Source organism: Proteus hauseri (assembly GCF_040139125.1).
GTDB lineage: Bacteria > Pseudomonadota > Gammaproteobacteria > Enterobacterales > Enterobacteriaceae > Proteus > Proteus hauseri_B.
Genome location: NZ_JBEEUB010000002.1, coordinates 87,517 through 107,519 on the forward strand (window position 1 = coordinate 87,517; position 20,003 = coordinate 107,519).

Genomic DNA, 20,003 nt, shown 5'->3' on the forward strand with positions numbered 1-20,003 from the left:
ATTTTTCGTTTTGTGGTAATTAGTCCTATCTAATTGATATTACTCAATTTTTAATAAATAAACCTAATGATAATATCATTATCGAAGATCCTATATTTAATAGGAGAGCTGAGGGTAATGTATATGAATACAAAAAATAAATTATTAGAACATTCTATTTCTAGGCGTAATGTCGTTAAATCCAGTGTCGCTGGTGGGTTATTTGCTGCAGTAGGAAATCTGACACTTCCATTTAGTGCAAAAGCAATCGATAAAACAACATCAACATCGCCAGTATTAGAAGAAAAAGTTGTTTGGAGTTCATGTACTGTAAACTGTGGTAGTCGTTGTTTACTTCGTTTACATGTTCGTGATGATGAAGTGTATTGGGTTGAATCAGATAATACGGGTAACGATGAATATGGTAATCACCAAGTTCGAGCTTGCTTGCGAGGACGTTCTATTCGCCGCCGAATGAATCATCCAGATAGATTAAAATACCCAATGAAACGAGTGGGCAAACGCGGTGAAGGTAAGTTTGAACGTATTTCATGGGAAGAAGCATTTGATACCATTAGCAATAGTTTAGGGGATGTTTTAAAAAACTATGGTAATGAAGCTGTGCATGTTTTGTATGGAACAGGTGTTGATGGCGGTAATATTACCAATTCAAATGTCCCTTATCGTTTAATGAATTCATGCGGTGGTTTTCTCAGTCGTTACGGCAGTTATAGCACAGCACAAATTCGCGCTGGTATGAATTATCTATATGGTTCACAAGAAGCTAATAGCCCAGACGATATAGCTAATACAAAACTAGTTGTTATGTTTGGTAATAATCCTGCTGAAACTCGTATGAGTGGTGGTGGCGTCACTTACTATGTCGAGCAAGCACGAGAGCGTTCTAATGCTCGTATGATAATAATCGATCCGCGCTATAACGATACTGCGGCAGGGCGCGAAGATGAATGGCTTCCTATTCGTCCAGGAACTGACGGGGCATTAGCTGCAGCGCTGGCTTACGTTATTATTACTGAGGATATGGTTGATAGCGCTTTTGTAGATAAATATTGCATTGGTTATGACGAAAAAACATTACCTGCTTCAGCCCCTAAAAATGGTCATTATAAAGCGTATATACTTGGCGACGGTGCAGATGGCATAGCCAAAACACCCCAATGGGCATCTAAAATCACTGGCATTCCTGTCGATAAAATAATCAAATTAGCGAGAGAAATAGGACAAGCTAAACCTGCTTATATCGTGCAAGGCTGGGGACCTCAACGTCATGCAAATGGTGAGCAAACGGTGCGCGCTATTGCGATGTTAGCCATTATTACGGGTAACGTAGGTATTAGTGGCGGAAATACTGGATGTCGAGAAGGAACTTACGATTCTGGTGTTGAATGGTTTCCGATGTTAGATAATCCAGTGAAAACGCAAATTTCTGTTTTTACATGGACTGATGCTATTGAGCGCGGTACTGAAATGACAGCTACTCGTGACGGCATCAAAGGCAAAGATAAGCTAGATGTTCCAATTAAATTTTTATGGTGCTATGCAAGTAACACATTGATTAATCAACATAGTGAAATAGCGCGTACTCATGAAATCTTACAAGACGACAGTAAATGTGAAATGATTGTCGGCATTGATCACTTTATGACATCGTCAGCCAAATATTGCGACATTTTGCTACCCGATTTAATGCCAACAGAGCAAGAAGATCTCATTCCTAGTGAGTCGGCAGGAAATATGTCCTATATGATTTTAGGACAGCCAGCGACAAGTGCGAAATTTGAACGTAAACCTATCTATGAAATTTTATCTGAAATCGCCAAACGCTTAGGACCTGATGTTGAGCAGAAATTTACTGAAGGTAGAACTCAGCATGAATGGGTAAAATATCTCTGCGATAAAAGCCGTGAACGCTTTCCTGATATGCCTACCTATGAAGAAATGAAAAAAGTAGGTATTTTTAAACACAAATGTCCTGAAGAACATGTGATTGGTTTTAATGCATTTCGTGAGGATCCTCTTAATCACCCACTTAATACACCGTCTGGCAAAATTGAGATCTACTCTGAGCGTTTAGCTGAAATTGCACAAAATTGGCAGCTAGAAGCCGATGATGTGATTGATCCACTCCCTATTTATGCTGAAGGTTTTGAGGGATATCGCGATAAATTACGCGATAAATATCCACTGCAAATGACCGGTTTTCACTATAAAGCAAGAACTCACTCTAGTTACGGCAATATCGATCTCTTAAAACAAGCTTGTCGCCAAGAAATTTGGATCAATCCAATTGATGCCAAAGCCCGTGGCATAAAGCAAGGTGATATGGTGAAAGTTTTTAATGGCCGTGGCGAAGTGCATATTCCTGCAAAGGTAACGCCTAGAATTATGCCCGGTGTGACAGCAATGGGACAAGGTGCGTGGCTCGATGCCAATATGTTTGGTGAAAAAATTGACCAAGGTGGTTGTATCAATGTGCTAACCACACAACGACCTTCACCATTAGCAAAAGGCAATCCACAACATACTAATTTAGTTGAAATTATAAAACTATAAGGAACGCATCATGTCACAACAATATGGTTTTTATATTGATACTCAACGTTGTACAGGGTGTAAAACGTGTGAGCTTGCCTGTAAAGACTTTAAAAATTTATCAACAGATGTGCATTTTCGTCGAATTTATGAATATTCCGGTGGTGATTGGACTGAACAAGATGGTGCATGGCAACAAAATGTATTCTCTTATTATCTCTCCATCTCATGTAACCACTGCGATGATCCTGCCTGTGTAAAAGTGTGCCCAAGTGGCGCAATGCATAAGCGTGAAGACGGTTTTGTTGTTGTTAATGAAGAAATTTGTATTGGGTGTCGTTACTGCCATATGGCATGTCCTTATAGTGCGCCACAATTTGATGCAGTAAAAGGTCATATGACGAAATGCGATGGTTGCTATGAGCGTGTTGCGCAAGGCAAGAAGCCAATTTGTGTTGAATCATGCCCATTACGCGCACTCGATTTTGGTCCTATAGAAGAGTTACGTGCAAAATATGGCACAATTGATGAAATTGCCCCATTGCCTGCGGCTCACTATACCAAACCTAATATTGTCTTAAACCTTAACGCTAATTGCCGTCCTGTTGGTGATACTACGGGTTTTTTAGCTAATCCAGAGGAAGTTTAAAATGGGCGCAGGCTTACATGAATATCCATTAATATTTTTCACTGTGATCGGTCAAAGTGTTGCAGGTGCTTTTATTTTAATGGCATCTATTTTACTGATGAAATCGGCAGAGTCTCAGCATAGAAATATTGTAATAAGTATGTTTGGTTTATGGGCTTTAATGGGATTAGGCTTCTTATTGTCAATGTTACATATGGGATCGCCATTACGTGCATTTAATTCTATGTTACGTTTTGGATCTTCCGCATTAAGTAATGAAATTGTCAGTGGTTCTACATTCTTTGCGTTAGGCGGTCTGTATTGGCTGCTTTCGCTTTTAAAGAAAATGCCACAAAGCCTAGGTCGTGTATGGCTCGTTGTTACTATGATTTCTGCGGTGGTATTTGTCTATGCTATTTCGCGGGTTTATCAAATTGACACTGTACCAACTTGGTTCAACCATTATGGTAGCTTACAGTTTATTTTGACGAGCTTTATTGCCGGTCCTATTTTAGCGACGCTACTTCTTAGAATAGCGGGATTTGATGCTTATAAAGTTCGCTATTTTGTCTTAATAAGTGTTGTTGCTACGATAGCCAGCGTTATTCTAGTTACCGCGCAAGGATTTGATTTAGGTTCGATAGAAAGCGCTATTCAAAAAGCATCAAACCTTGTACCTGACTACGCATCGCTAATGGGATGGCGTACGGTCTGTTTATCATTGGGTTTGGCGTGCTGGATTTATCCTTTAGTGAAAATCCGTAATCCATCGGTATTTACTTTAATCTTATCACTCGTGTTTATTTTATTTGGTGAGTTGATTGGTCGAGGTATTTTCTACGGTCTGCATATGACTGTTGGATTAGCTATCGCTGGTTAATCATTTAATAAACCTAGAATAAAAAAAGACCCGCCATAATATATGCGGGTCTTTTTTATAACTTAATTTAACTATATCTTTATTTTATCTGTGCAAGTGCATTATCAATATCGACAATGATGTCATCAATATCTTCACAACCTACTGAAAAGCGTAATAATCCTTCAGTAACACCCTGAACTAAACGCTCTTCTTCTGATAGACATGCGTGAGACATAATTCTTGGATAAGAGATAATCGATTCAATACCACCTAAACTAACGGCAACGAGTGGGATACGAACAGCATCTAAAAATGTTTTTACATTGTCATAATTATCTAAATCAAAGGAAACAACCATTCCGCCATTTTTAGATTGGCTCATATGAATTTGATGATTCGGATGAGAGGTTAATCCCGGATAGAAAACGTGTTTCACTTTACTGTGTTTTTCTAGGTGCTCTGCCAGCTTTTGTGCATTTTCACTAGAGCGTTCAACGCGCATTGCCATCGATTTTAAGCCACGCATCGTCAGCCAGCTATCAAACGGCGCGGCAATACTACCAATCGCTACAGCCGATTTATGTAACATCTCTGCATAGCGTTCATTATTTGTTGCTACCGTACCTAAAATAACGTCACTATGACCATTAATGAACTTTGTCGCACTATTAATAGAAAAATCGATACCTAACGACAAGACATCAGATAGCAAGGGTGTCATAAAAGTATTATCACAAATTGTGATTAGGTTATTTTTCTTGGCTATCGAAATAACTGATTTTAAATCGGTGATTTGCAGTGTCGGATTTGATGGCGTTTCAATATAAAAAGCCTTGGTATGCTCATTAATCGCATTCGCATAATTGAGTGGATCAGTGGCATCAACAAAAGAAACTGAAATACCATAACGAGGTAAAAATTCCGTCATTAATTGAAATGAGCCGCCATAAATACTTTTACAGGCGACAATATGATCACCTTGGCTAAAATTTAATAAAATTGCACTAATTGCCGCCATTCCAGAAGAGAACATTTCAGCATATTGGGCATTTTCAATAGCGCAAATAGCATCGCTTAATGAATCTCTTGATGGATTAGAAAAACGAGAATAGATATATTTATATTTCTCTTCAATATTTGTTTGTGAATAAGTGGATGATTGATAAATAGGAATCGAAGAGCTTCCGGTGTATTTATCCGTCATCGGATATCCATGAATAACTTTGGTATTTATTTTCATATTAATTACATCAAATAAGATTATGAAATATATGCTACATCGATTTCAGAATAAGCGAAAAGTGCTGGTGAACCACCAGTATGAATAAAGAGTAATGGTTTATTACCGCTTACTTTGTCTTTTATTATATGTTCAATTAATCCTGCCATTGCTTTACCGGTATAAACAGGATCAAGTAAGATGCCTTCTTTTTGCGCTAATAGCTCAATGGCTTGTTGCCCTTTATTATTAGGCATTCCATAAGAAGGTAAAAAATAGTCATCCCACAGTAAAACATTAGGTAGAGAATTTATATTAAGTAATTCGCTAATTTCTTGCTGTAGTTTTTCAACTTTAGGTTGTTGATCTTCTTTAAATCGAGAGACTGTTACACCAATAACGGGGGTATCAGGCAGAACAGCTTGCAACCCGATAGCTAATCCTGCGTGAGTGCCTGCGCTGCCAGAAGCAACGATAACAGCAGCAAAATCAATATCAGCGGGTTTTTGGTGTGCTATTTCAAGTGCACAATTGACATAACCTAGTGAACCTAAAGCATTTGAGCCTCCAACAGGAACAATATAGGCATCTTGCAAATGATGCGCTTTAATGAGCTCCTGCATTTGTGCATTAGGGTCTGTGAGTTCATCACAAAAGTAGCATTGTGTATTAAATAAATCAGTGAGTAATTTATTTCCATTTTTTAGAAAAAGTGGATTATTACTCTGCAATGGATTCTCTAATAAAGCGACACATTTCAACCCGTACATCGCAGCAATTGCCGCTGTTTGGCGAACATGATTTGATTGAATAGCACCCGCGGTGACAATGATTTTTGCTTTCTTTTGTAATGCATCAGCAAATAAATATTCTAATTTACGTAATTTATTGCCCCCCATGGCGAGGGGGGTCATATCATCTCGTTTAATATAAATATCACGACCTAGATATTCGGATAAATTAGCTAGTTTATGTAATGGTGTCGCTGATCTCAGTAAGTCAATTCGAGCAATCGAAGATAATTTATCTTTTAAATTCATAATATTCTCATCTACCTGTTAATAGCTGAAGCCAAGATATAGATAAACCGCTAATGCAAATACAGCAGTAACAGTTGCATAAGGCATTTGAGTCCGAATATGTTCAATATGGTCACAATCTGTCGCCATCGACGCGACAATAGCATCACTTGATATTGGGGATGTCATATCGCCATAAATTGAACCTGCAATCGCTGCACCAATCATATATTCAATAGGCATGCCAACAGAAATTCCTAACTGAACACCAATTGGGATCATAATGGCAAAGGTTCCCCATGATGTGCCTGTTGCAAGTGACATAATTGCACTAATAATAAAGATAAAGCCGATAGAGAATGCAGGTGAAATAACGCCAGAAGTGACAGATGCGATATAGGCACCTGTATTTAGATCTGAGGAGACGGTACCCATTAAGAAGGCAAGGATCATCACCGAGCTAATTTTAACCATACTGGCATAGCCGATATACAACTCTTTAAAGAAAGTCTCAATGGTTAGAATACGACGAGCCAAGAACCAAACGAAGGATACTAAGGTACCAAACATCACGCCCCAATAAACCGATGTAGAACCGCTTCCTTTACTGAAATCACCATCACCAGTGATGTAAAGTGCAACAGGCACCATTAATACGGTCGATAAAATAGGGATGAAAAAATTGAGCGACGTATGGCAGTTTGGATGGTCGATAATATCATCACTGTCAGGCTCTTCATTTTCTGTCGCTAAGATAGTTAAGGTCTCTTCTTGCGCACGTAATTCTGCTTTTTTCATCGGTCCCCAAGAGTAATTAGAGAGGATGTAAAAAAGCACTGAAATTAAAGAGAACCAAGCCATTACATTAAATACCATGGAGCTTGCAAGAATTTCAAAAGGTTCACCAGTAATAAAACCTTTCGAAATTTGCACCCCAATAACACCCATCATCGCCGCTCCCCACCCATTTATCATGGCGGAAGAACAGACTGAAACACAGGAAGTTTGTACGATATATGACATTTTTTCAGGTGATACACCGTATTTTTTCGCTAATGATTTTGTGGATGTACCAGCAATTAATTGGTTAATAGAACTTTCAATGAAGATTAATGAAGTAATAATCATCGCCATTAATTGCACGGCTTTTCTATTTTTAATTAGCCGGGTTTTATTGGTTAATAAGCGAACAAGCGATCTTACTCCGCCCGTAACAACGGAAAGGCGCATAATACCGCCAATAAGCACCATAAAGAGAATGGTTTTAGTATTTCCAGGAGAAGCAAAGGTTGTAATAATACCGTCGAGAGTACCATTAACACCACGTAGAATATTATGGTCATTAATAACCGTAAATCCTACAAAGATCCCTAATAACAATGACAAAATAACTTGTCGTGTAAATATAGCTAAAAGTATTGTGACAAGTGGAGTCACAATAGTCCAAATTCCGTAATCAGCCATTCTGTATTCTCTTTAATAATTTTATTATTTTTATTAAATTAAGATAATGCTTTTTCAAGGTCACTTAATAAGTCTGTAATATCTTCGATACCAACAGATAAACGTAATGTTGTGTCGTAAACGTGAATACTTTCTCTCTCTTCTTTTGTCATTGAAGCATGGGACATCGTTGCAGAGTGATTGACCATGCTTTCAACACCACCTAAAGATTCGGCTAACACAAAGTAGGTGATTTTAGATAAGAATTCCTTGGTATTTTCAATATCTCCTTTGAGTTTAATTGTTACAACAGCACCACCTGTACGCATTTGTTCTTTACAAATATGATGCTGTGGATGCGTTGGTAAACCAGGATAATAGATCTCTTCGATTTTAGGGTGTGTAGATAAATATTTAGCCACTTCTAATGCATTACTACATTGTGCAGCCATACGTAATGCGAGTGTTTTTAATCCACGTAAGGCGAGATATGAATCAAAAGGAGAGGCGATTGCACCCAATGTTGTTTTGAGTAAATCTAGTTTACTCGCAAGATCTTCTCTTTGAGTAATAACCGCACCACCAATTAAATCAGAGTGACCACCGATATATTTACTTGCTGAAAGCATGACAATGTCAGTGCCTAATTCTAATGGTTTTTGATTCCATGCAGTGGCAAATGTATTATCGACACAAGTAAGAATATTGTGCTGTTTAGCAAACTGACAAATCTGTTTTATATCAACTAATTCAAGTAATGGATTCGTTGGGCTTTCGATCCAAATTAGACGTGTATTAGATTTAATTTTAGATGCAACTTCGTCGATATTATTTAAATCAACGTAATCAATCTCATGTCCGCTATTAATAGTCGCAACACGTTCAAATAATCTAAATGTGCCGCCATAAACGCCTTTCATTGCAATAATATGAGACTCTTTTGGTAAAAGGCTAAGTACTAAAGCCGATGCAGCAACGCCTGAAGCGGTTGCAGTGGCATAAGTTCCGCCTTCAATTTCGGCTAATAGTGTTTCATATGCATAGCGCGTAGGGTTGCCACAGCGTGAATAACAATATTCACCATGTTCAGTTAAGTTCTGTTGTACAAATGTACTGGCAGTGGTGATAGCAGGAAAAATAGCGTGATTAACCGTATCTGCTTGTTTTCCACCATGGATTAAAACGGTTGCAATGTTCTTTGCCATAATTAATTCCTAACAATAATAAAGTAGTGAAAGTAATATTCTTTGATAATGAGAAATATGCCATATATAAATAGAAAAAATTTGCCAAAAATTAGCACGTTTATTCGAATAAGGAGAAATATATTCTATATTGATAAAATTTCTAATCATTTCAATCTCTTAACCTGAATACTGAAATGAGATGAAAATCACATAATCAAGAATTGATTGTTTTTCTATCCTTTATATTCGATTAAAAAAGTACTTTTATTAACCTTTTTCTTTTTAAAACAGTTGATTATCTATTTTTTATGTAATGCCTATGTTTATGCTAATGATTGGTATTTGGCATATGAATTGACATTAAAATATTTTAAAAATGATAATATTTAGAAAAATATTCTAAAAAAAAGCGTACAAAGAAGTTTTTTGAATGATTAGTCGTTTATTTTAACAAATTTTTGAATACTGAATAAAACAGAAATCGCGATGAGTTTTTTGCTTATTGTTTTTTGATTAGATGTTGATATTGCCACTTAAAAACAAAAGGCACTATAGCCAATGACTATAGTGCCTTTTAAAACAGACTGTTAACTGACTAGGATCAGTTCATGCCGTATTTTTTCAGTTTCTTACGCAGTGTGCCGCGGTTAATGCCCATCATTTGTGCTGCACGCGTTTGGTTGCCACGGGTGTACTGCATTACCATGTCCAACAAAGGCTGTTCAACTTCAGCCAATACTAGCTCATACAGGTCATTCACATCTTGACCGTTTAATTGAGCAAAATAGTTTTTCAGTGCTTGCTTAACGGAGTCACGTAAAGGTTTTTGGGTCACCTGATCTTGTGAATTTACGGTGGCAACGGTTAGTACGTCTGAATTTACGCGTTGTTCGAACATAGTTCTGTCAGCTCTTTTATTTATTTACGCAAAAAATTTTCGAAATATGCTTCCAACGCCTCCAGCTGTTCGCTGGCATCCTCTATGGCGTTGAAGGAGCGCCGAAACTGGTCATCAGGGGCATGTTCCTTGAGATACCAAGAGACATGCTTGCGAGCAATGCGAGTTCCTTTGCCTTGACCGTAAAAGTCGTGCAACTCACGCACATGCATTTGCATTATTTGCTGTACCTCTGCAATCGGCATTGGTGGCAGCAGTTCACCTGTGTCCAGATAGTGCTGGATTTCCCGAAAGATCCAGGGTCTTCCCTGAGCAGCACGACCGATCATTAAAGCATCGGCTCCAGTGTAGTCGAGTACTGCTCTGGCTTTTAGCGGGTCAGTTATGTCTCCATTCGCAATAATGGGAATAGAAACACTCTGCTTAACTGTCCGAATACTGTCATATTCGGCTTCTCCTTTGAACAAACACTCGCGTGTGCGTCCATGAATAGTGAGGGCCTGAATACCACAACGTTCAGCCAATTTGGCAATCTCTACACAGTTACGTTCATCAGGTGACCAGCCAGTACGGATCTTCAGAGTAACAGGCACATCAACCGCGTTAACCACAGCAGAGAGGATCTCTGCGACAAGGTCGGGATAACGAAGTAATGCTGAACCCGCCAGCTTTTTATTCACCTTTTTTGCCGGACAACCCATATTTATGTCGATAATCTGAGCGCCACTCTCTGCGTTTATTTTCGCAGCAGCAGCCATATCGGCAGGGTCACTTCCAGCAATCTGTACGGAGCGGATCCCCAATTCATCGCTATGTACCATCCGTAACCGAGACTTGTCTGTCTTCCAAACCTGAGGGTTAGAAGAAAGCATTTCAGAAACTGTCATACCAGCACCCATGTCATAGCAAAGTGACCGAAAAGGTCGGTCTGTAACGCCAGCCATTGGAGCTGCGATAAGGCAATTTTTTAACTGATACTGTCCGATTCGCATAGATGAAAAGAGGGCCAAACTGTGACTGCAAGGGCGCGTATATTACGCATTTTTTACCAGATATGAAAGGACAAAGTTTAACCAAATTGCGAAAAAAAGTTACTTTTTTACACTTGATTTTTTTTGATTATATTATTTAGTGATTAAAAACAGTTGGTTATGATTATTTTTAAATTTGAAAAATGATGGTACAGAATTGATAAACCCTTACAACAAACTAAAGTTTATCAGACAAAAATGAGATTAATGTCTGATAAACAATAATTAAGTGAAATTTTCACAAAGTGAGATTATCTCAGTTTGATTAATATTTGCACAATGTTACTTTTTCACACCGGTAATACGACACCACTCTTCTTTTTCAGCAACAGGATCTAGCGTAAATAATTCTTCATAAGCAGCGGCAACACTTTCTGCTTGAGTTGCTAATATGCCAGAAAGACCAAGGTGACCACCTTGGCGAGGAAGCGTGCCAATCTCTGGTGCAAGTTCACGTAATGGACCTGCAAGAATATTAGCGACAACCACATCAGCAGAGAGGTTCTCAGGCTTATCTTTAGCAAGATATAACGTTAGTGCATCGGAAACGCCGTTGCGTTGTGCATTATCGCGGCTGGCTTGGATCGCTTGTGGGTCGATATCAATGCCTATTGCTTTTGCTGCACCCAGTTTAAGTGCGGCAATAGCTAAAATTCCTGAGCCACAACCAAAGTCGATAACTGTTTTACCCGCTAAATCTAAACCATCAAGCCACTGTAAGCATAAAGAGGTTGTAGGGTGGGTACCTGTACCAAATGCTAAGCCTGGGTCTAGCATGACATTAACAGCGTTAGGATCGGGCACTTCACGCCAGCTAGGACAAATCCACAGACGCTCACCAAAACGCATCGGGTGGAAATTATCCATCCATTCACGTTCCCAATCTTTATCTTCAATTTGTTCGATTTTATGTAAAAAGTGCTGACCAAATAGAGGATTATTTTCTAGCATTGCCACGACAATTTTCATGTCGGTTTCAGCATCGTATAAGCCAATAACATCGGTATCACCCCAAAGACGAGTTTCACCCGGCAGAGGTTCAAAAATAGGTGTGTCGTGGCTATCTTGAAAAGTGACTGATACTGCACCACTTTCGACAAGTTCATCACCAATTGCTTCTGCATTTTCAGCAGTTGCATTAAGTCTTAATTGTATCCAAGGCATAATTAATCTATCTCTTTAAAAACAAGTTCACTGTAATGGAGCGGATTGCACCAAAGTATGCTCTCCGAACCGATTAGCCACAATAAATGCCGCTAAACTCAGTAATAGTGAAGGAACAATAGGGTGAAAACCAGCAATCTGAATGTTAAATGTCGCAAGGGTTGCATAGAGTATTGCCCCAGTTATCATCGCCGCTATCGCACCATAACGATTCGCTTTACTCCAGTAAAGACCCAGCACTAATGGCCATAAGAAAACCGCTTGTAACCCACCAAATGCCAGTAAGTTCAGCCAAATAATCATTGAAGGTGGATTCCATGCTGCAAAGAGCAAAAGCACACCTAAAATTAAGGTCGAGAGGCTTGATAAGCGTGAAATACGTTTCTCATTAGTAATGGCATGAGGTGCAAAATTCAAATAGAGATCTTTTACTAAAGTGGCTGATGATTGCAGCAATTGCGCATTAATCGTAGACATAATTGCAGCCATTGGTGCGGCTAAGAAAATCCCCGCGGCAAAAGGCGGTAATACATCAACCATCAGTGTTGGTATTACTTGGTCAGGTACCGTTAAATCAGGAATAATTGCCCGACCTAATGCGCCCGCAAAGTGCATACCAAACATTAATAATGCCATCACAATGGTGCCAATAATAATCCCTTTGTGCATTGCTTTGCTGTCTTTATACGAGATACAGCGCACTGCAGTATGAGGTAAACCAATAACGCCAAAACAGACCAGCACCCAAAATGAAGCCATAAAGGGTCCACTTAAAATGCCATCAGCACCTTGTGGTGAGGTGAGTGCAGGATCAATCTCATTGAGTTTTTGTATCGCAATATCTAAACCACCGATTTTATAAATGATGGCAAAGAGTAAAATAAAGGTACCTAACAGCATTACAAGACCTTGTAATGCATCATTTAACACGCTAGCTCTGAATCCACCAATTGCCGTATACAGCGCGATAGAGACACCAAATATCAGCAATCCTAACTCATAGGGGATACCTGCGGCTGTTTCTAATAAGCGAGCGCCACCAATAAATTGTACTGTCATGGCGCCAACAAAAGCGACTAATAAACTTAAGCTGGCAAACCAGACTAAAAAACGGCTCTGATAGCGTGCATATAGCATGTCGTTAAGTGTTACTGCATTATAGCGACGTGCCAATATGGCAAATTTTTTCCCTAATACACCTAAAGAAAGCCAAATAGCGGGAAGTTGGATCATTGAAAGCAGCACCCAACCAATACCGTATTTATAAGCAGCGCCAGGCCCACCAATAAAGGAGCTTGCACTAACATACGTTGCCGTGATGGTCATGGCTAACACAAAGCCACCCATCGAGCGATTACCAAGGAAGTATTCGTTAAGAAACTCCCCTTTTTCGCGTTTTCGATAGGCGTAAGCAGACAAGATAAAGACTAATAGCAGATAACCAATCAGCGGTACAACAACCTCAGTTTGCATCGTCATGCTCATCTCCTAACGGCATATCTTTGAAAAAATAGCGAACCATCAGATAGCACAACAAAAAAAACAAAATAGGTAAAAATACGCATGAAAGCTCAAACCAAAGCGGTAAACCAATAATGCCGAGTGTGTTATCAGGTAAATAGGCGGTAATTAACCAGCCAAATAAATACATAAAAGTTAAAATTAGGGCCCAAAGGGCTTCTTTGTGGGCCTGAACAAAACGCTTGTCCATCTGTTCTCCCAATCTTAATAGGGTTAAAACGAATGGGAGGATTGTACGGGAAAGTGAATAGTGATTCAGTGAAAATTAATCATAAACTAAGCAGTTAGATTAAAGTATTTATTATCTAATTGTTTTTTAACAATTATATTTGATTGGTTGGTAGGGTAATATAGATATTATTATCAACATAGAGAAACTAAAGGTGTTTTTTCCATCAAAATAATAGCTATCTATTTTTATGCACTATTTTTCTACTAATAAAAAGAAAAAGAGTACGATTTCAATAGATTGACTATTATCGTACTCTTTGAAATATAACTCATCTCGGTTAAATTAAGTGGCTATTTTTACCATTTTAAAATGAAGGTAACTTTAAAGCGCTAAAGAGCAGCTTTAATTCTTTCTAATCCTTGTTGAATAATAGTGCGAGGGCATGCAAGGTTGATACGAATAAAGTTATCCCCATTACTAACGAACATATTTCCACCTTCTAGTAGAATGCCTGTTTTGTTAGCGAAATAGAGCGAAAGCTGTTGGTTATCGATATTTTCAGGTAAGTATTCTTTAAGGTTGATCCATGCTAAATAGGTCGAATCAGGTACTTTAAAATTTGCTTTTGGAAAATGAGTATGAACAAACTCCTCTACTAATTTGAAGTTATCATCAAGATAGTTTTTAAGTTGTTTTAACCATTCATCGCACTCAGAATACGCGGCTTTTGTTGCGACTAAACTTAATGGTGAAATAAAGTCGTCATACAGACGAAGCCACTCTTTTTTCACACCTTCATTTTTAATAAAGATATGAGACATTAAATTACCAGCAAGGTTAAATGTTTTACTCGGAGCCATGCAGGTAACGATTTTGTCATATTCTGGGAAAAGTTTTGCTATTGGAATATGGTTAACACCGTTGCGTAATAGGTCACAGTGTATTTCATCCGATATCAGCCAAATATTATTTTCAACACACAGTTGTCCCATTTTTATTAAATCTTCTTGTGACCACACTTTACCCGTTGGATTTTGTGGGTTACATAGGATAAATAATTTAATATTCAATGAGTTATCTTTAATTTTGCGTTCCATATCAGCAAAATCAAGCGCATATTCACCTTGTTCTTCTAATAAGTCAGAATAGATAACTTGGCGTGAATTATAGTCACCAGCTTGTTTAAATGGAGTATAAGATGGTGTCTGAATTAAAATGCTTTCATCTTCTTTAATTAATAATGGCACTAAGCGATTTAATGCGGGAATAATGCCTGGTGATAAGACAATCTCACGAGTATCAATATCCCAATCATAATGTCGTTTACACCACTCTTTGAAAATATGGTAATACTCATCGTCATACACTTTGGTATAACCTAATATTTTTCTGTCTAATCGGGCTCTGATAGCATCAAGTACTTCAGGTGGAGTAGAAAAATCCATATCAGCAACCCACATTCTGATGAATTCATCATCAGCAAATGCAAATTTTGCATCTTTATCTGCTTTGAAAATATACTGACGCCAGCCATCATAATTTAGCGCATCTGTATTTTTTCTATCTATAATTTCATCAAAGTTATATTTCATGATTTAGCCTTTAATACGTTTAATTTTATTAAATAAATTTCAAGAATGGAGAGATACAAAGCAGGATGCCCGTAAAGATAATTAAGTAGAGTGATAACCCTTTATAACGATGCAATGAAGGAACTTTGTAAACTAAATAAGCAGGAATAAGACAACCTACGATACCGAATATAGGGCTACAAATAGAGGTGAACATTAATACAGGAAGATTAAGTACAATGGCACCCCATGCAATAATCACAGTAAAAATAACAATGCTTAGGTTTAATATTTTCTGGTTAATTTTCTCTGCTGGAATAATTCGAGTTAGCGCATTCATGACTAATCCTTGAACGGCTTCTTTAAACCCAAGATAAACACCAAAGAATGCGGTCATTAACGCAAAAATATTCAGTGCAACACCTACTGGTGTTACAAATTTAGCCGCATCTCCCTCAATAAATTGAGCCGCAATAGCAAGTGCAGAGATATTTTGTTCATAAGCTTTTACGGCTTCATCGTGACCTATCGCGAATGTGAAAGAAATAGCATAGAAGAAAACAACGCAAAACAGTGTGCCAAATGAGATATTCATTGCTCTTAGTGCTTTATAACGAGCAACTTCAATAGATTGGTTTTTAGCACGATATGAGATAACCATCGGGCTAAGTGATTGAATAAAAAGAATTGAAGTGAGAGTAAAAGGTAAAGTAATAATGGCGTTTTTAATAAGCAGACTAAAAGGTGGAAAAGAATCGATATTTTTCGAGAGATCCCACATGCTTATCATCATTAAACCAAGAATAAGCACAACCAGTAGTTTTGATAACACCATAAAGCTGGAGATTTTAAATAGTAGCTCTTCACTTCGTGATGCAATTAATACTAAAAACGAAATAAGAATTAGGCCATAGAATGGATTATCAGAGAGAAGACCATCAGTAACACCAAAAGTATGTAGATAAGAAGCGGTATCATTGGTTAATGCAGTAGGGTAAGCAAATATCCAAATAACCAGCATTAAAAAATAGAGTAAACCAAGAAACATTCCCCAGTTTTTACCAAGATAACCTTCGATAACCCCAGGATAGTCTTTACACTCTTTAGAATCGGCTAGTGTATTGATAAATAGGCGTTGAAAAAGGTACATAGCAGGATAGCCAATAATAGAAGAGAGCAAAAATACCCACAATCCGATTAAGCCAACTTGGACAGGTAAAAAGACAATACCAGCACCAATTGCCATACCAATACTGATGATTATCCAACCGACATCAGTATTATCAAAGCGGGTTAATTTTTTCCATTCTTCTTTTGATAGTGAGGCCCTATCGATATTTTTTTCTAATAAGGTCATACGTGTAATCCCATGTGTAAGTAATTTATAGTATTTGTTTTATTAACTAGCTTTAGAACACGATTTTTAATCATTTTTGTATTAGCTGAATAACGATACTTCACGAATTATTCTAGCAATTAGGTTGGTTAATTATTTTTTCATCTTGGAGTCTATGCGCACTTATTTATTAATAAAATTAGTTAGAATTAGGTTATAAACTAATAATATTTGATAAAAACGTTACTTTGATTAACGTCACAGGGTCTCGAATATGATGAGTCTTGACAAAATAGATCTGGGGATCCTTAAGCTGTTACAAGAAGATGGGCGATTAAATAATGCAGAAATAGCTAAGCGTGTATTTTTGTCACCTCCAGCTTGTTGGAAAAGGCTTAAGGCGTTAGAGAAGGGTGTGATAAAGAATTATCGGGCTAATATTGATCCTAAATACTTGGGATTTAATTTTTATGCTTTTATGAATATTACGCTGGATTTGCACTCTGAAGATAATATGGCGCATTTTGAACAAGAGATAATGAAGATTGAGAATGTTATTTCTTGCCATAATATATCTGGGCGTTATGACTATATTTTGCAGTTAGTCGTAAAGGATATGGAAGATTTTCATACCGTCTCTATGGTGAAAGTTCGTGCAATAGGTAATATCAAAGAGATGAACACTAGCTTTAGTATTCGTGAAATAAAACCATTTAAAGGGTTTCCGATTAAATAAAGCAAAAAAAAGCATAGTTAATTTAACTATGCTTTTTGATTCGATGAGGAAATATTATTTCTCAGCTAATCCTAAACGTTTTTCAAGGTAGTGAATATTCGTACCACCCTTTTGGAATTTCTCATCATTCATAATGAACTGATGCAGTTCAATATTGGTTTTAATACCATCAATGATAAGTTCTGCCAACGCATTCTTCATACGAGAAATTGCAATTTCGCGAGTTTCACCATAAGTGATCAATTTACCAATCATTGAATCATAATGAGGTGGAACTGTATAACCTGCGTAAATATGCGATTCCCAACGTACACCAAACCCACCCGGAGAGTGGAAACGGGTAATCGTTCCTGGGCTTGGCATGAACGTTTTTGGATCTTCTGCGTTAATACGACACTCAACAGCATGACCATGAACATTTACCTGCTTTTGTGTTACCGATAATGGTAAACCAGATGCAATACGTAACTGTTCTTTAATTAAGTCGATGCCGGTGATCATCTCTGTTACTGGATGCTCAACCTGAATACGGGTGTTCATCTCAATAAAGTAGAATTCGCCGTTTTCATATAGGAATTCAAAAGTACCTGCACCACGATAACCGATTTCAACACAAGCGTTCGCACAACGTTCGCCGATGTTTTTACGGATTTCAGCAGTAATACCCGGTGCTGGCGCTTCTTCTACAACTTTTTGGTGACGGCGTTGCATAGAGCAATCACGTTCAGCCAAATAAATTGCATTACCTTGACCATCAGCCATGACTTGAATTTCAATATGGCGAGGGTTTTCAAGGTATTTTTCCATATAGACCATATCGTTGCTAAATGCTGCTTTGGCTTCAGCACGGGTCATTACGATGGATTGCTCTAAATCTTTTTCAGCACGGACAACACGCATACCGCGTCCGCCGCCACCACCAGATGCTTTAATAATGACTGGATAGCCAATACGTTTAGCAATCTCGATATTTTTTGCAGTGTCATTACCTAAAGGACCATCAGATCCAGGAACACAAGGAACACCTGCTTTTTTCATCGCTTCAATGGCGGAAACTTTATCACCCATTAGGCGGATGGTTTCAGCTTTTGGACCGATAAAAATAAAGCCTGAACGTTCAACTTGCTCTGCAAAATCAGCATTTTCAGACAGGAAACCATATCCTGGGTGAATGGCTTGTGCGCCACTTATCTCTGCAGCTGCAATAATTGCAGGAATATTTAGATAACTTTTTGCTGAAGCAGCGGGACCAATACAGATAGTCTCGTCTGCCAGCAGAACGTGTTTTAAATCACGGTCTGCCGTGGAGTGAACAGCAACTGCTTTGATCCCAAGCTCTTTACAAGCTCTTAGGATACGCAGTGCAATCTCACCACGGTTGGCAATGAGGATTTTTTCTAGCATGGACCTGCCTCGTTATTCGATGACAAAGAGTGGATCGTCAAACTCAACGGTGTCGCCATCTTGGCAAAGGATAGATTTAACAACGCCCGCTTTATCGGATTCTATCTGGTTCATCATTTTCATTGCTTCGACGATACACAGAGTGTCACCGACATTCACTTGTTGACCGACTTCAACAAATTTTTTGGCTTCTGGGCTTGGCGAACGATAGAACGTTCCTACCATTGGTGAGCGAACAACATGACCACTGATCTCTTGAGCCACAACTGCAGTCGTTTCAGGCGCTACAGGTGCAACGGCAGTTGCCAATGCAGGTTGAGGCGCTGCTGTTGGTGCCGCAAAATATTGCTGAGGAGCCATTTGACCCTGAAAACCAGAGTTACGACTAATACGTACTGACTCTTCACCTTCAGAAATTTCCAGTTCAGAAATGCCAGACTCTTCGACCAGCTCGATCAGTTTTTTAATTTTACGAATATCCATGAGTTGATTCCGTACTCTTTTTGATGTTTTTTATTAAGACAAGCGGTTAACCGCTGCCTGTAAAGCAAATCGATAACCTTCTGCACCTAATCCACAGATGACGCCAGTGGCGATATCAGAGAGATAAGAGTGGTGGCGGAAAGGCTCCCGACTGTAGACATTGGAAAGGTGAATTTCAATAAATGGAATATTCACCCCTAATAATGCATCACGCAGTGCGACACTGGTATGCGTGAAAGCCGCGGGATTGATTAATATATAATCGACATTACCACGAGCCGCATGAATTTTATTTATTAGCTCAAATTCAGCATTAGACTGAAAATGGCTAAGTTTCACATTTAACGCTTGAGCATCTGCTGACAAACTGTGAACGATATCGTCCAGAGTTAGGTGTCCGTAGGTTTCCGGCTCTCTTGTTCCAAGCAGGTTTAGGTTCGGACCATTCAGGAGCAAAATATGAAAATTTTCCGACATTATGCTTCTATCTCCGTCAATACGTCAACGAAATGACAAAATAACCCGTGGTTTTCGTTTTGTCATCTTTTATTGTATTCAATGTCACGATGCATATCACAAAGTCCGACATTATAGACATTTCACAGAAGATAGCAGCAAAATACTGGTCTAATCAGGGCGCACGAGGTTTATATCGGTAAAATCGAGGGCGTTTTTATGTTGTTGTTGTAGTTATAAAGCAAAATAAATGTATGTTTAAAAAATAATCATAACATCACGTTATTTATTGATGTCACTAGAAATATGACCTTATTTGACGATGATCATTAATATATATT

At 38.2% G+C, this 20,003-nt stretch carries 18 protein-coding genes; 4 read left to right on the plus strand and 14 right to left on the minus strand.

All coding sequences use genetic code 11. The annotated features are described in order from the left end of the window. Positions 1-117: 117 nt before the first annotated feature. The 3 genes from ABN099_RS03490 to ABN099_RS03500 are packed head-to-tail and all read left to right on the plus strand — an operon-like array spanning position 118 to position 4,040. Positions 118-2,553 carry a DmsA/YnfE/YnfF family dimethyl sulfoxide reductase gene (locus tag ABN099_RS03490; RefSeq protein WP_349462312.1) on the plus strand — a complete coding sequence of 812 codons (2,436 nt, stop codon included), beginning with the start codon at positions 118-120 and terminating at the stop codon, positions 2,551-2,553. Between the two features lie 10 nt (positions 2,554-2,563). Then, complete coding sequence (locus tag ABN099_RS03495; RefSeq protein ID WP_349462313.1) at positions 2,564-3,181, plus strand: DMSO/selenate family reductase complex B subunit; 618 nt, start codon at positions 2,564-2,566, stop codon at positions 3,179-3,181. Position 3,182: 1 nt separating this feature from the next. Continuing rightward, on the plus strand, positions 3,183-4,040 hold the full coding sequence (locus ABN099_RS03500) for a DmsC/YnfH family molybdoenzyme membrane anchor subunit (RefSeq protein ID WP_349462314.1): 858 nt from the start codon (positions 3,183-3,185) through the stop codon (positions 4,038-4,040). 79 nt (positions 4,041-4,119) lie between these two features. Here the strand turns inward: ABN099_RS03500 and ABN099_RS03505 are convergent, their stop codons facing one another. The 11 genes from ABN099_RS03505 to ABN099_RS03555 form a co-directional block, all read right to left on the minus strand. Then, positions 4,120-5,262, minus strand: coding sequence for a trans-sulfuration enzyme family protein (locus tag ABN099_RS03505; protein ID WP_349462315.1), 1,143 nt, complete (start codon positions 5,260-5,262; stop codon positions 4,120-4,122). Positions 5,263-5,282: 20 nt separating this feature from the next. Continuing rightward, positions 5,283-6,281, minus strand: a complete 999-nt coding sequence (locus tag ABN099_RS03510) for a D-cysteine desulfhydrase (RefSeq protein WP_349462316.1) — start codon at positions 6,279-6,281, stop codon at positions 5,283-5,285. Between the two features lie 18 nt (positions 6,282-6,299). After that, positions 6,300-7,724: a Na+/H+ antiporter NhaC family protein gene (locus ABN099_RS03515; RefSeq protein ID WP_349462317.1), complete on the minus strand. Its 1,425-nt coding sequence runs from the start codon at positions 7,722-7,724 to the stop codon at positions 6,300-6,302. Between the two features lie 38 nt (positions 7,725-7,762). Beyond that, entirely contained in the window at positions 7,763-8,908 is a 1,146-nt protein-coding gene (locus ABN099_RS03520) for a trans-sulfuration enzyme family protein (protein WP_349462318.1), read from the minus strand. 583 nt (positions 8,909-9,491) lie between these two features. Next, entirely contained in the window at positions 9,492-9,788 is a 297-nt protein-coding gene (gene fis, locus ABN099_RS03525) for a DNA-binding transcriptional regulator Fis (protein ID WP_004245342.1), read from the minus strand. A gap of 20 nt (positions 9,789-9,808) precedes the next feature. Next, positions 9,809-10,780: a tRNA dihydrouridine synthase DusB gene (gene dusB, locus ABN099_RS03530; protein WP_349462319.1), complete on the minus strand. Its 972-nt coding sequence runs from the start codon at positions 10,778-10,780 to the stop codon at positions 9,809-9,811. 321 nt (positions 10,781-11,101) lie between these two features. Beyond that, entirely contained in the window at positions 11,102-11,983 is an 882-nt protein-coding gene (prmA, locus tag ABN099_RS03535; RefSeq protein ID WP_349462320.1) for a 50S ribosomal protein L11 methyltransferase, read from the minus strand. A gap of 27 nt (positions 11,984-12,010) precedes the next feature. Continuing rightward, entirely contained in the window at positions 12,011-13,456 is a 1,446-nt protein-coding gene (gene panF, locus ABN099_RS03540; protein ID WP_349462716.1) for a sodium/pantothenate symporter, read from the minus strand. After that, positions 13,446-13,694 carry a YhdT family protein gene (locus ABN099_RS03545; protein WP_349462321.1) on the minus strand — a complete coding sequence of 83 codons (249 nt, stop codon included), beginning with the start codon at positions 13,692-13,694 and terminating at the stop codon, positions 13,446-13,448. Before ABN099_RS03545 ends, panF begins: the two co-directional genes overlap by 11 nt. Before the next feature lie 371 nt (positions 13,695-14,065). Then, positions 14,066-15,268 (minus strand): MalY/PatB family protein, encoded by a 1,203-nt coding sequence (locus tag ABN099_RS03550; RefSeq protein ID WP_349462322.1) that lies wholly within the window; start codon positions 15,266-15,268, stop codon positions 14,066-14,068. Positions 15,269-15,296: 28 nt separating this feature from the next. Next, positions 15,297-16,604: a hypothetical protein gene (locus tag ABN099_RS03555; RefSeq protein ID WP_349462323.1), complete on the minus strand. Its 1,308-nt coding sequence runs from the start codon at positions 16,602-16,604 to the stop codon at positions 15,297-15,299. Between the two features lie 253 nt (positions 16,605-16,857). Between ABN099_RS03555 and ABN099_RS03560 the strand changes: the two genes are divergently transcribed. After that, positions 16,858-17,319 (plus strand): Lrp/AsnC family transcriptional regulator, encoded by a 462-nt coding sequence (locus tag ABN099_RS03560; protein WP_349462324.1) that lies wholly within the window; start codon positions 16,858-16,860, stop codon positions 17,317-17,319. Positions 17,320-17,373: 54 nt separating this feature from the next. On the opposite strand, the gene accC is transcribed toward ABN099_RS03560, so the two are convergent. Genes accC through aroQ form a run of 3 tightly spaced genes read right to left on the minus strand, consistent with a single transcriptional unit; the run spans position 17,374 to position 19,683 of the window. Next, positions 17,374-18,723 carry an acetyl-CoA carboxylase biotin carboxylase subunit gene (gene accC / locus ABN099_RS03565; RefSeq protein WP_349462325.1) on the minus strand — a complete coding sequence of 450 codons (1,350 nt, stop codon included), beginning with the start codon at positions 18,721-18,723 and terminating at the stop codon, positions 17,374-17,376. A 12-nt stretch (positions 18,724-18,735) separates the two neighbouring features. Further along, positions 18,736-19,206 carry an acetyl-CoA carboxylase biotin carboxyl carrier protein gene (gene accB / locus ABN099_RS03570; RefSeq protein WP_349462326.1) on the minus strand — a complete coding sequence of 157 codons (471 nt, stop codon included), beginning with the start codon at positions 19,204-19,206 and terminating at the stop codon, positions 18,736-18,738. A gap of 33 nt (positions 19,207-19,239) precedes the next feature. Next, on the minus strand, positions 19,240-19,683 hold the full coding sequence (gene aroQ / locus ABN099_RS03575) for a type II 3-dehydroquinate dehydratase (RefSeq protein ID WP_349462327.1): 444 nt from the start codon (positions 19,681-19,683) through the stop codon (positions 19,240-19,242). Positions 19,684-20,003: the final 320 nt, after the last annotated feature.